11 protein-coding genes are annotated in these 12,463 nt (G+C 75.1%); 2 read left to right on the top strand and 9 right to left on the bottom strand.

The window, feature by feature from the left end; all coding sequences use genetic code 11:
• The first annotated feature begins 864 nt into the window (after positions 1 to 864).
• Positions 865 to 1,836: a FadR/GntR family transcriptional regulator gene (locus tag MXD60_RS23980; protein WP_248821607.1), complete on the top strand. Its 972-nt coding sequence runs from the start codon at positions 865 to 867 to the stop codon at positions 1,834 to 1,836.
• Here the strand turns inward: MXD60_RS23980 and cbiE are convergent, their stop codons facing one another.
• Entirely contained in the window at positions 1,837 to 3,213 is a 1,377-nt protein-coding gene (gene cbiE / locus MXD60_RS23975) for a precorrin-6y C5,15-methyltransferase (decarboxylating) subunit CbiE (protein WP_248821606.1), read from the bottom strand.
• A gap of 143 nt (positions 3,214 to 3,356) precedes the next feature.
• Between cbiE and MXD60_RS23970 the strand changes: the two genes are divergently transcribed.
• A complete protein-coding gene (locus tag MXD60_RS23970) occupies positions 3,357 to 4,823 on the top strand; it encodes an acyl-CoA synthetase (protein ID WP_248821605.1) in 1,467 nt (488 codons plus the stop codon).
• Between the two features lie 104 nt (positions 4,824 to 4,927).
• Here the strand turns inward: MXD60_RS23970 and MXD60_RS23965 are convergent, their stop codons facing one another.
• The 8 genes from MXD60_RS23965 to MXD60_RS23930 form a co-directional block, all read right to left on the bottom strand.
• Positions 4,928 to 6,850 (bottom strand): ABC transporter ATP-binding protein, encoded by a 1,923-nt coding sequence (locus tag MXD60_RS23965; RefSeq protein ID WP_248821604.1) that lies wholly within the window; start codon positions 6,848 to 6,850, stop codon positions 4,928 to 4,930.
• Positions 6,844 to 7,305: a lasso peptide biosynthesis B2 protein gene (locus tag MXD60_RS23960; RefSeq protein WP_248821603.1), complete on the bottom strand. Its 462-nt coding sequence runs from the start codon at positions 7,303 to 7,305 to the stop codon at positions 6,844 to 6,846. Before MXD60_RS23960 ends, MXD60_RS23965 begins: the two co-directional genes overlap by 7 nt.
• Before the next feature lie 8 nt (positions 7,306 to 7,313).
• A complete protein-coding gene (locus MXD60_RS23955; protein ID WP_248821602.1) occupies positions 7,314 to 7,652 on the bottom strand; it encodes a lasso peptide biosynthesis PqqD family chaperone in 339 nt (112 codons plus the stop codon).
• A gap of 40 nt (positions 7,653 to 7,692) precedes the next feature.
• A complete protein-coding gene (locus tag MXD60_RS23950; protein ID WP_248821601.1) occupies positions 7,693 to 9,555 on the bottom strand; it encodes an asparagine synthase-related protein in 1,863 nt (620 codons plus the stop codon).
• Positions 9,556 to 9,570: 15 nt separating this feature from the next.
• The gene (locus MXD60_RS23945) at positions 9,571 to 9,774 is read right to left on the bottom strand and encodes a lasso RiPP family leader peptide-containing protein (RefSeq protein ID WP_248821600.1); all 204 of its coding nucleotides are present in this window, start codon (positions 9,772 to 9,774) and stop codon (positions 9,571 to 9,573) included.
• 222 nt (positions 9,775 to 9,996) lie between these two features.
• Positions 9,997 to 10,932: an AfsR/SARP family transcriptional regulator gene (locus MXD60_RS23940; RefSeq protein ID WP_248821599.1), complete on the bottom strand. Its 936-nt coding sequence runs from the start codon at positions 10,930 to 10,932 to the stop codon at positions 9,997 to 9,999.
• A gap of 255 nt (positions 10,933 to 11,187) precedes the next feature.
• The gene (locus MXD60_RS23935; RefSeq protein ID WP_518468576.1) at positions 11,188 to 11,931 is read right to left on the bottom strand and encodes a peptidoglycan-binding protein; all 744 of its coding nucleotides are present in this window, start codon (positions 11,929 to 11,931) and stop codon (positions 11,188 to 11,190) included.
• Between the two features lie 312 nt (positions 11,932 to 12,243).
• A partial coding sequence (locus MXD60_RS23930; protein ID WP_248821597.1) for a hypothetical protein occupies positions 12,244 to 12,463 on the bottom strand: 220 nt, incomplete at its 5' end.

Genomic DNA, 12,463 nt, shown 5'->3' with positions numbered 1-12,463 from the left:
GGGGGGGGGGGGGGGGGGGGGGGGGGGGGCGGGGGGGGGGGGGGGGGGGGGGGCCGGGGGGGGGGGGGGGGGCGCCCGGGCCGCCGCCCGGGGGGGCGCCCCCCCCGGGGGCCCCGCCACCGACCAGAGCAGCAGTCGCCGCCGTGAGAGCGGCGAATCCTGGAACACACCCATGTCGCACAGCTCCCGTGTCAAACCCGGCAGGTCGCCAGCCAGCGACGGCCGATTCGATACCGGATCGGCCGGAACTATGTCGAAGGCACCCCCGTGCACCTAAACGCCGATATCGTAAAACAATACGCCGGGATTACGCGGCTCACTGACCGGATCCCACAAACGGGCGTTCTGGCAATGACATGCCAGCGCCGAGCGGATGTGCATCGAGTCGCGACCTGGAGTGGCGCCCGCTGGCGCTGGTCGCGACCGGCGCGCGAGGCCCGTCAGCCAGCGCCGGCCGGTCCGGCGTGCACCGTCCGCGGCGCGCGGATCCCGGCCGGGGCAACGGACCCGCCCACCCGCCGGCCGCGCCGCACTCGGCCGGCGCCGGGCGGCAACACCTCGGGTTTTCCGCGGGCGGATACGCCTGACAGGCATGCCGAGAACGACCCGAACCCGACAGGACGCCTCCGCGGGAGGGATACGCGGGCATCATCGCCACCGGGCACACCGCGCCGCGGATCGGAGGATCGACGCCGGACCAGGCACGACGGAACCTGGCACCGGACCCGCAATTGCTCGGAGGACAGATCCGGGCGAATGTCGTCTGTTAACATAAACAGCCCGCACAGTCCATCGATGCGCCGATGATCACCTATCCGTCGAAATCGATCCTTGACGTCGCGCACCGCCGCAGGAGGACCGTCCATGGCCCGGCCAGCCGCTTCCGCGGCACCCCGTCCAGGCACGTCGTCACCGCCCCCGCCCCCACCTGTCAGCCGCGCGGCGGGCGCGCCCGGGGAGGGCGACCCGCTGGTGACCCGCGGGCCCGGCGCGGGCCTTGTCCCCCACCTTCCTGGTGCGTTCGGCGCGCTGCGGGTCAGCACATCGCCGGTCGGCCGCCGGGTGCGGGTGCCGAAAACGGCGGAGCTCGTCGCCAGCCAGCTACGGCGGCGCATCATCCGCGGCGAGCTTTCCGAAGGTGACGCGCTTCCGCCGGAGCCGGCGTTGATGGCCCAGTTCGGAGTCTCGCGCCCGACGTTGCGCGAGGCGTTCCGGGTGCTCGAGGCGGAGGCGCTGATCTCGGTCCGCCGCGGCGCACATGGCGGTGCCCGCGTCCACGCGCCCAGCCCGGTGGTCGCGGCGCGGTACGCGGGGCTCGTCCTGGAGCATCGGGGCGCCACGCTGGGCGATGTTCACCAGGCGTGCGCCGTGATCGAGCCGCCGTGCGCCGCTCTGCTCGCCGAGCGCCGCGATCCGGCCGACGTCGCCGCGCTGCGGGATCTGCTCGCCGCCTGCGACGAGATCGCGGACGAGACGATGGACCTGACCGCGGCGGACCTGACCGCGGCGCAGTCCGCCTTCCACCTGGCGGTCGTGGAACTGACCGGGAACAAGTCCCTGTCGGTGCTCACCGGCATGCTCCAGCACATCGTCGAGATCACCGGTGGGCAGCCCGGCCACCCGGCCGCCCCCGCCGATCAGCCGGATCCGCTCGGCCCCGCGGAGCGCCGCCTCAAGGCCCGGGTGACCCGCCAGGTCCACGCGACGCTCATCGACCTCATCGAACTCGGCGACGTGGCCGGCGCGCAGGAGCACTGGCGGCGCCATCTCGCCGCGCCGGACCACGCGATCCCCGGCGGCCCCGCCGACCGCTGCGTGCTGGACCTGCTCGGCTGATCAGCCGGCCGCGGCGGCCTGCGCCGGCCACACGGTCCACTGCGTCACCGGCATCGCGGGCCGCCAGCCGGTGAAACGGCCGACCGCGGCCGCCCGGCTCACCGACAGGCGCACCAGGTCACCGCCCCGGCGGGCGTACCAGTCGGCCAGCACGGCCTCCGACTCCAGCGTCACCGCGTTGACGACGAGGCGGCCCTGCCCCCGCAGCGCCGACCAGCAGGCCTCCAGGACTCCCACGCCGCTCACCCCGCCGCCGACGAAGACCGCGTCCGGGGCCGGGAGCCCCGCGAGGGCCTCGGGCGCGCTGCCGACGACGACCCGCAGCGACGGGACGCCGAGCGTCGCCGCGTTGCGGCCGATCCGCTCGGCGCGGTCCGCCCGCGGCTCGATCGCGATCGCCCGGCAGGCCGGATGGGTGCGCATCCACTCGACGGCGACGCTGCCCGAGCCGGCGCCGACATCCCACAGCAGCTCGCCGGGTTCGGCACCGAGCCGGGCCAGCGTCACCGCCCGGATCTCCCGCTTCGTGATCTGCCCGTCGTGCTCGAAGGCGTCGTCGGGCAGGCCGGGGCCGCGCGGGCGGCGGGCCGCCGACGCCGCGGGCCGGCATTCGACGGCGACAATGTTGAGGTCGGACGGCGCACCGGCGCTTGCCCAGTCCGCGGCGTCGGCGCTGCGGCGGGACTCGTCCGGCGCGCCGAGCCGGTCGAGGACCGTCATCGGGCTGGTCCCGTAACCGCAGGCGACCAGCAGCTCCGCCAGGGCTGCCGGGGTGGTCCGGTCCGCGCTGAGGATCAGCAGGCGCCGGCGCGGCGCGAGGGCGAGCCGGACCCGGTCCAGCGGCCGGCCGACGACACTGACAACCTCGACGTCCTGGACCGCCCAGCCCAGCCGCGCGCAGGCCAGGGACACCGACGAGGGATGCGGCAGCACCCGGACGCAGTCGACGCCGAGCAGCCGGACGAGCGTGGCCCCGATCCCGTAGAACATCGGATCGCCGCTGGCGAGCACGCAGACCCCACCCGCCGCCCCGGCCAGCTGTGCATCGCCGCCCGGGTCCGGCGTGCCGCCAGCGCCGGCGGCTGCATCCGCGCCGGTCTCGACGCGGATGCCGTGCTCGGCCAGCAGGGCGGGCAGCGCGGGCAGCAGCGGCGAGGGCCAGCTCACCCGACGGCCGCCCACCGGGCGCCCGTCGCTGTGTTCGGGGATCAGGTCGAGCTGGCGGTGGCCGCCGAGCAGCACTCCGGCGCTGGTGAGGACCTCGCGGGCGGCCGGGGCGAGACCGTCCCAGCCGTCCGCGCCGACGCCGACGACAGTGACCCGCGCCCCGGCGGACGGCTGCGACGGGCGGGGAGATGCGGGCTGTCGTGGCGGCACAACGGGCCAGCCTAATCGCCGGGCCAGCCCAGTCGCCGGGCCAGCCCAGTCGCCGGGCCAGCCCAGTCGCGCGGACAGCGAAGCGGGGCGACCCCGTCGTGAATGCGGTCCCGCGGCGCGTGGTGGGACGCGAAGATGGGACGGTGACACTCTTCCCACCGCTCGACGTCGATCACGACGCCCCTGCCGTCCAGGTCGGCGACGTCACACTCTCCCGCGCCGCGCTGTTCGAAGCCGCCGCGGCCGTCGCCCGCCGCATCGAGGGCGCGCAGGCTGCCGCGGTGTACGCGCCGGCGTCGGCGGACACGATCGTCGCGATCCTCGGCTGCCTGCTCGCGGGCGTGCCGGCGGTGCCCGTGCCGCCGGACGCGGGGCCGCGGGAGCGGGCGCACATCCTGCGCGACTCGGGCGCCACGCTCATGCTGGGCGCCCCGCCCTGGGAGGAGCTGACGATCCCGGTGGTGGCGGTGGATCCGGCGCAGCGCGCGGCGGTGCCGAGCCGGCCTGGCGGCGGGGCAGACGGGGACGACCCCGGGACGGGACGGGCTGGCGGCGGGCGGCCGGCACTCATCCTCTACACGTCGGGTACGACCGGGGCGCCCAAGGGCGTGCTGGTGCCGGCGACGGCGATCGCCGCGGACCTGGACGCCCTCGCCGACGCCTGGGCCTGGACCGCGCAGGACACCCTCGTCCACGGCCTGCCGGTGTTCCACGTCCACGGCCTCGTGCTCGGGGTGCTCGGCGCGCTGCGGGTCGGCAGCCGGCTGGTCCACACGGTCCGCCCGACGCCCACGGCCTACGCGCAGGCCGGTGGCAGCCTGTACTTCGGCGTGCCGACGGTCTGGACGAGGGTGTGCGAGGACCCGACGAGCGCGCGGGCGCTGGCGGGCGCGCGGCTGCTGGTGTCCGGCAGCGCGCCGCTGCCGGTGCCGGTCGGCGAGCGGCTGCGGGCGCTGACCGGCGCGATGCCCGTCGAGCGCTACGGCATGACCGAGACGTTGATCACGACGAGTACCCGGGCCGACGGCGAGCGCGCGCCCGGCTGGGTGGGAACGGCGCTGCCGGGTGTCGAGACCCGCCTGGTGGACGACGAGTCCGGGGCGCCGCTGGCCCACGACGGGGCGAGCATCGGCGAGCTGCAGGTCCGCGGCGCGACCCTGTTCGACGGCTATCTGGGCCGCGCGGACGCCACCGCGGCCTCGTTCACCGCCGACGGCTGGTTCCGCACCGGCGACGCGGCGGTGATCGACGCCGCCGGGCGGCACCGGATCGTCGGGCGCCGCTCCACCGACCTGATCAAGTCCGGTGGCTACCGGATCGGCGCGGGCGAGGTGGAGGCGGCGCTGCTGGCGCATCCCGCGGTGCGGGAGGCGGCGGTTGTCGGCCTGCCCGACGCGGACCTCGGGCAGCGCATCGCCGCGTTCGTCGTCGCGCCCGAGCTTGCCGCCCCGGGACGTGCCGGGGGCGCGGCGGGCGCCGATCTGTCCGACTACGTCGCCCGGGAACTCTCCGTCCACAAGCGGCCGCGGGAGATCCACTTCGTCGCCGAGCTGCCCCGCAACGCGATCGGCAAGGTCCGCAAGGCGGACCTGCTGCCGCCACGGGCCTGATGCCGCCACGGGGCTGGTGTCGCCACGGGGCTGGTGTCGCCACGGGGCTGGTGTCGCCACGGGGCTGGTGCCACCGGTGGCCCGAGCGGCGGCGCGGCTCCCGGTCAGCCGATCAGCCGGTCGGCGGGTCGCGGCCACCGCGGCGGCGGTGAGCCGGGCCCGCCGGCGGCGGGCACCGCGTCGAGCCCCGGGCCCGTCGAGGCCAGCCGGCGGTAGAAGGCGCTGGTCGTCATCAGCTCGTCGTGGCCGCCCTGGGCGACGACCCGGCCCTGGTCGAGCGCCACGATGTGGTCCGCCGACCGCACGGTGGACATCCGGTGCGCGATCACCAGCACGGCCCGCTCGGCCGCGATGCCCCGGAGCACCCGGGTCAGGGCCCGTTCGCTGATGGTGTCGAGCTGCGAGGTCGGCTCGTCCAGCAGGAGCACCGCCGGTTGCGGCAGCAGCGCCCGCGCCACCGCGACCCGCTGCCGTTCCCCACCGGAGAGCAGCACGCCGTGGTCACCCACGGGGGTCCGCAGCCCCATCGGCAGGCGGTCGACGAGGCTCCGCAGGCCGGCGGCCTCGACGACCCGCTCGACGTCGTCCGCGCCGGCGTCGGGATCGGCGTAGACGATGTTGTCCAGGAGCGTGCCGTGCAGGACGGGGGTGTTCTGTTCGACGAGGTTCACCCAGCCGCGGGCGTCGTGCCGGGAGATCGACCGCACGTCACGGCCGCCGAAGAGCAGCAGCCCGTCGTCCGGCTCGTAGAACCGTTCGATGAGCTCGACGATGGTCGACTTTCCGGCGCCGGACGGCCCCATCAACGCGACCTGGCCGCGCCGCGGGACCTGGAACGTCACCCCGCGCAGCACCGGAGTCGCGGTGTAGGAGAACCAGAGGTCGCGGAACTCGATGGCCGCCGGCGGGCACGCCTCGCCGGGGACGCCCACGCCCGCCACGGGCCGGGCCGGCGAGCGCGCAACGCCCGCGCCCGCCGCCGTTGCCGCCGGCGCGAGCGCCCGTGCGGGCGGCACGACGGCGCCATACGGGCGGGCGGCGACGGTGCACAGCGAGCCGCGCAGCACCATCGGGTCGGTCTCCAGCGGCAGGGCGAACACGGCGTTCACCCGGGCCAGCGCGCCCAGCCCCCGCTGGATCGTCGCCGCGGACTCGACGACCTGCGACAGCGGCATGACCAGGTACGTCGCGTAGAGCAGGAACGCGACGAGGCTGCCCAGCGTCGACGTTCCCCGCGCCACCAGGACCCCGCCGACCAGCAGCACGACCAGCACGCTGCCCTGGACGGCGAACTGCATGGCGGGCGCGATGATCGAGTTCAGCCGCGCCATGCGCAGGCCGGCCTGGTAGGCGGCGTCGGCGTGGTCGCCGATGCGGCGGGCCTCCCGGTCCTCGGCCCGGTTCGCGCGCACCGTGCGCACGGCCGCCAGCGCCCGCTCCAGGTCCGCCGTCATCCCGCCGACGCTGGCCTGGCCTCGTTCGGACACCGCGCGGATCCGCGTCAGGGCGCCGAGGACCACCACGGCGGCGACCGCGACCACGGCGAGGACGAGCAGGAACAGCCACGGGTTGAGCCACAGCATCAGGGCGACGGCGCCGAGCACGCCGATGAGGCTGGTGACCAGCGCGGTGAAGCTGTAGGCGACGGCCTCGCGCACCACCGTCGTGTCCGTGTTGGCGCGCGAGATCAGATCTCCCATCCGGCGGGTGTCGAGAACCCGGATCCGCAGCCGCAGCAGATGGTCGATCAGCCGTCGGCGCAGTCCGAGCAGCACCCCCTGGCCGGCGCGTTCCAGCAGGTAGTGGCCGGCGGTGTCGATGGTCGCCTGAAACACGAACAGGCCGAGCAGCGCGCCGACGAGCCACAGCGGGATGCCGCCGGCCTGGGCGCTGTCGATCACCTTCATCACCAGCAGGGGCTGGAGGACGCCGAACCCGGTGCCGATGACGGTGAGCACCGTCGCCGCGGCAACCGACCGGCGTCGGCCCCGCAACAGCACCCACAGCTCGCCGAGACCCCTCACCACCGGCCGTCCCCGACCGCAGTCCCGGCCGGCACCGTCCCGGCCGGCACGCCGGGCTCGACCCGCAGCAGCGCCCGTAGGTAGCCGGGCGGCACGGACTCGCCGACCATCTCACCGTCCGCCTCGACCCACGCGTGGGCGCCGAACGGGGCGACGGTACGCACGCCGACGCACCAGGTCGGGACGCCGCCCGCCGGCCGGCACAGCAGCATGGTCGCGATGGAGCGCGGCACACAGCCGCTGGCACCGCGGCAGGTCAGACTGACCGCCATCACCGCCTGCCGCGCGGCGAGGACGTCGGCCGGGCCGGCCGGCCCGGCGTGGGCGGCGACGCGCGCGAGGACCCGACGGATGCGGGCGGGGCGCCGGGTGGCGAGGATCCGCGCGGCGGCCACGGCGAGCAGGGCGCCAAGGCGGCGTCCCGGGGAGAGCGCCACCTCCGGTCGCTCGACGGTCATCGGCGCCGTCATCGCCGGACCTCGGGCTCGCGCACCGACCGCGCCCGCGGCCCCGCCTCGGGGTCGGCGTCGGCGTCGGCGTCGGGGTCGGCATCGGGATCGATCAGGCCGACATCGGTGAGCTGGGCGAGCAGCCCGTCGATGTCCCGGCGGGCGGTGTCCGGCTCCACCTCGCCGGCCGAGCACAGCTCGGCGACGGCCGCGGCGGTGTCGCCGCCCGAGAGCAGCACCCGCAGCACCAGATCACCGGACGGGTTGAGGGTCCAGTACTGGCCCTTGTCCAGGTGCAGCAGCACGGCGCCGTACTCGGTCGGTGCGCGCACCACGTCGGATCGCAGCGTAACCATGATCACTCCTGCCGGGCGGGCGGCCCTGGGCCGCCGCCGGTCACGGACGGCCGACGCCGCCCAGGGTCCGTAGCCACACGTCGGTCGCGATGGTGGGTTGCAGCGCCTCGGCCCGGTGGTCCGGCGCGGCGCCCTGCCGGCAGGCCTCCCGCAGCACCGCCGGTTCGATCAGGCCGAGGTCGGCCAGTGGCGAGTCGTCGCACAGTTTGACCAGGACATCCTGATTCGCCCGCAGGCCGCGGTATTCCTCGGCGGAGGCGTCGGCCTTGGTGCATCGCCGCAGCGCCGCCGCCGGCACCACCGGCCGCATGGCCTCCTTGAGCAGGGGCTTGTACTCCTCCGGGGAGGCGCGTTCCGCTGGCCGTACGGCCAGCGCCGCCCGCACGACCCGTTCGTCGAGCAGCGGCGCGGCCAGCGGTGGCCCAACCGCGTCGGCGATCTGGTCGAACAACCGGAACGTCGCGGCGCCGGCACGGATGGCGAACATGTCCGCGTGTCCGGATCTGGTCGGCGCCAGCGGCACGGCCCGCGCGGCCGCCTGCGCGAAAGCCTCCGCGACGAGGTCGAGGGCGGCGCCGGTGAGCCAGCCGGGCACGACCGGCGGCATGGTCCAGTCCAGCGCCGTGACGTACGGCGCCCCCCGCCCGCCACGCAGGTCGCCGCGCCGCGCGGCGGCCAGGGCCCGGGCCATGTCGCCCAGGCAGTCCTGGTAGTCACGGCGGCGCAGCATGCGCGCGCTGGCCGCCCACGGCCAGCCGTCCTGGGCCCGGTGGCCGCGCAGGTGCCGCACGGCGGTCAGCGGGCGCCGGGCGAGCAGATCCGCGAGGTAGTTCGGCGCGGCGACGGCGATCTCGTCGCCGCCGAAACCGGTCAGGTGCAGCCGCGGATCGTAGAGGGCGACCCGCAGCAGGCTGGCCCGCAGTTTCGCGCGGTCCACGATGCCACCGAACGGCCGGTCCAACGGCTCGTCCGCGGTCGCGATGCCGTCGAAGACCAGGGGCAGATCGGCGGCGGGCAGGATCTCCCAGGTGATCCCGGGCATCGCCGCGGCAGCCCGCGCCGCCCAGACCCGGTCGTCGTGGCCGGGATCGTGGGCCAGCCCGGTGACGGCGACGATCTCGGCCGGGCCGCGCGCCGCCAGGCAGCACACCGAGGTGGAGTCGAGCCCCCCGGACAGGTCGGCGCTCACGGTGCGTCCCGCCGCCACCCGGGCGCCGACCGCCTCGGCCATCGCCGCCCGCAGGATCGGCGCGCCCTGCGCCCGGGACAGTATCGGCGCCGGCTGACGCCACCAGCGCACCTGCCGGTCGCGGCCGTCCCGGTCGACGACCAGGTAGTGGTCGGGCGCCAAGGCGTCGATCGACGTCCAGGGCACGATGTCGTCCAGCGGGTACGGCGCGGACGGGTCGAGCAGCGCCAGCGCGAGCGCGGTGCGGTCGAGTCCCGCACCGGTGAGCTCGGCGAGCACGTCGGCGCGGTCGGCGGCGACAACGCGCCCGGCCAGCCGGGTGGTGAAGATCCGGCGGGTGCCCGTCGCGCTGCCCTGCACCCGTGCCACCCCGTCGATCTCCGCGACGACGTGGTAGTCCCCCGCGACCTCGTGGCCGACATCAAGGTCGTGGACGTCGCGCGCCGACACCAGCAGGCGGCGCAGTCCGCTCGCCGAGACGGCGGCACAGCCGATCAGAGCCAGCCCGCCGCGCCCCGTCGTCGCGCTGACGAGCGCGCTGTCCGGCCAGTCCCCGACGATCCAGGGTCGCCCGGAGCGATAGCACAGCCGATGCCGGGCACCGGCCGGTGTCACCACCGGATCCTGGTCGGCCAGCACGACGAACCAGCAGGTGGGTCGCCGCGACGGGGACCGGCCAAGATCACGGCGGTGGGCGACGGTGAAGGTGGTCACCTCGGACCCGGGCGGTCAGAAGAAGAATCCGCCGGCGACGAAACCGCCACCGCCGCCACCCCAGCCGCCACCCCAGCCACCGCCGCCGCAGCCGTCCCAGCCGTTGCCGTAACCGAACCGGCGGTAGTAGTAGTCATGACCCCAGCCCCAGCCGCCGCGGGTCACGTCCGCGAACCGACCGGCCGGCGTCAGGCACGGACGCTCGTATGCTGCCTTCATCGCTTTGCCCTCCTCGTTCACACTGTCGGCCCGGGGCAGGGGACGCGCCGCGTGCTCCCCGCAGCGGTCCGGGCCGACAGGGCCCGGCCGGGCAGCAAGGGGCGGGACACGCGGGCGGTGAGCCCGCGCGTCGTGACGCGGTCGCGTGGATCGCGTACTGCGTCCACATCTGGTTCGTTCCCGGGGGAGGTTCAGCGTGGGTTCACCGGGCCGCCGCGGCCCTCAGGCCGGCCTGGCGGGCGTGCCCGGCCGCAGGCGCGGTTGCGGTTCGAGGACCTGCTGGTGGATGCGCCGCAGCTCGGCGCCGGGTTCGATGCCCAGGTCGGTCACGAGCCGCCGGTGGAGCGCGCGGTACTCGCTGAGCGCCTCCGCGCGGCGTCCACTGTGCTCCAGCGCCACCAGGAGCTGGGCCCACAGCCGCTCGCGGGTGGGATGCTCGAGCGTCAGCGCGCGCAGTATCGGCAGCACCCGGTCATGTTCGCCGAGTTCGAGGCGAGCGTCGATCAGCTCCTCGCGGGTCGCCCACCGCGCCTCCTCCAGACGCAGGCTCTCCGCGCCGCCGACCTCGGCGGGCAGTTCGTCGAACGCGCAGCCGCGCCACCAGCCGAGCGCCCGCTCGAACAGGTCGGCGGCCTGCCGCAGGGCGCCGGCCCGGGCTGCGGCGCGGGCCCGCTCGACGGTGCGCTCGAACCGGACGACGTCGATCTCGTCGGGCCGCACGATCAGCCGGTACTCGCCCGGCCGGCTCTCGATGCGCCCGGGGCCGACCGGCCGGCGCAGGATCGCCGATCCCGGGCTGACCGAGGCGATCGCCGGCGGAGTCGCCGCCATGCCGGGCGGCGGGGGAAGCGAGTGCCGCAGCTCCGAGAGATAGGTCTTGATGTTGCCCAGGGCGGACCGGGGTGGCGCGTCCTGCCACAGCGCGAGACGCAGGTGCTCGACGGAGGTCCATCGGCCCGGGCACAGCAGCAGGGTGAGCAGCAGGGCCCGCTTCTTGCGCTGGTCGATGCGGACCCGCTCGCCGGGCGAGCGCCAGACCTCCAGCGGCCCCAGCGCGGCGAACAGCACACCTGACGTGGGCTCGTGCTGTCCCGCGTCGGACGTCCGAGGTCTGCGCCAGGCCTCGGGAATCGGCGCGGCAGCCTGTTCCTCGACCATGTTGATCCTCGTCGGTCGGAGATCCCCACCGCAGGCGGAATCCTCACCGGACGGACCCCCGGATGTCGCCTTCGCCGGGGACCGGCGGCCCCTGTGGGCCGGTGCAGGAATACCCCGCGACGACGGCGGGTAGTCCTGTCCAGGCGTCGGACACGCGGCAACGCCGCCAGGAGGACTGGGAACTCCACCTGGCGGCGTTGCGTGTGCGGGCGGCGTTGCGGGTGCCGGCAGCGTTGCTGGTGCCGGTCGGGCCGGTCAGATGCCGAGGCTGGCCCGCGTGCTCGCCCCGACGACCCCGTCGGCCACGAGGCCGTGCTTGAGCTGGTAGTCCTTCACCATGTGGTTGGTCTGGTAGCCGAACTGGCCGTCGACGGCGATCGGGTAGCCGAGGTTTGCCAGCCGCTGCTGGATCACCTGGACGTCCCAGCGGTAGCCCGTCCCGCTGGCCAGCGACGGGAGCCCCCACGCGACACCTGCGGCCGGGGTGGCGGGCGGGGTGTAGGAGGCGGCGCGGACGCTGGCACCGCCGGAGACGGCGGCGGCGGCCGCCTGGCCGCGGGCCAGGTAGCGGTAGTAGGAGCCGCTGGTGTAGGTGGTCCAGGCGCTCAGGCCCTGGCCGGCGCAGACCTGCCTGGCTGCCCAGGCGTTGGTCGCCGGGTCGTACAGGTTGCGGCTGCCGACCCAGCCGGCGTGCGCGCGCATGTTGATCTGCCAGAGTCCACGGGAGTCCTCGCCCACGCTCGCATGGGCGTAGGTGTTGCCGCCGGACTCGGCGAGGGCCACGGCGACCCAGGTGCCCAGCGAGCCGCCGCTGCAGCCGGGCAGCCCGGCGTTCGCGGCGAGCCTGGCGATCGTCACGTCGGAAACGGAGCTGCTGGTGGCGGCACTCGCGGGGCCCGCGGTCGCGAGCAGGCTCGCCCCGGCGCCGAGGACACCGACGGTGGCAAGCATGGCGCCATGACGCCGCGACGAACGCTTCCGATGCTTTCCCTTAGCCATTCCCTGACATCTCATTTCGGTGTCGTTGAACACAGGCAAAGAACATTTTTTCAATCAGCTGACACGCACCGACGATGCTGCTCATCAGATATGGGCAGCACGGATCATATTTTGTCGATGCGTCACCTAGGGGCAGCAGAAAACAGTCGACCAAGCGCGGTCGAAAGCGAGTCCGGGCCAGTCGTGCTGCCGACTGGATCAGCACGAGAAGCCGCGCCGCGACAAGGGTCGAGGAATCCGGTGGCGGGGAGCGGCTGATACCGCTTCGGCCGTCCGGGCGTCAGTTACGCCGAGACGACGACACGCGCCTGGTCAGCCGGTGCGCGGAACCGGCCGGTGGGTGGGAATCCGCGCGCCGGCCAGGGCGAGGTCGACGCCGGTCGTCACGCGGGTGTGGCGCGGAAAGCGCAGGTTGGCCCGGCTCATCTTGGCCCGGCTCATCTTGGCCGGGCACATCTTGGCCGGGCACATCTTGGCCGGGCACATCTTGGCCGGGCACATCTTGGCCGGGCACATCTTGGCCGGGCACATC

The sequence above is a fragment of the Frankia sp. AgB32 genome (assembly GCF_023243045.1).
Lineage (GTDB): Bacteria > Actinomycetota > Actinomycetes > Frankiales > Frankiaceae > Frankia.
Note: the sequence above shows the minus strand (reverse complement) of the source record. Positions and strands in the feature narration are given on the sequence as shown.

What these genes read in the sequence shown, in the direction of transcription:
- MXD60_RS23980 (WP_248821607.1), top strand. Translation starts at nt 865, where the DNA reads ATGGCCCGGCCAGCCGCTTCCGCGGCACCCCGTCCAGGCACGTCGTCA.
- MXD60_RS23960 (WP_248821603.1), bottom strand. Translation starts at nt 7,305, where the DNA reads ATGACCGTCGAGCGACCGGAGGTGGCGCTCTCCCCGGGACGCCGCCTT.
- MXD60_RS23955 (WP_248821602.1), bottom strand. Translation starts at nt 7,652, where the DNA reads ATGGTTACGCTGCGATCCGACGTGGTGCGCGCACCGACCGAGTACGGC.
- MXD60_RS23945 (WP_248821600.1), bottom strand. Translation starts at nt 9,774, where the DNA reads ATGAAGGCAGCATACGAGCGTCCGTGCCTGACGCCGGCCGGTCGGTTC.
- MXD60_RS23940 (WP_248821599.1), bottom strand. Translation starts at nt 10,932, where the DNA reads ATGGTCGAGGAACAGGCTGCCGCGCCGATTCCCGAGGCCTGGCGCAGA.
- MXD60_RS23935 (WP_518468576.1), bottom strand. Translation starts at nt 11,931, where the DNA reads ATGGCTAAGGGAAAGCATCGGAAGCGTTCGTCGCGGCGTCATGGCGCC.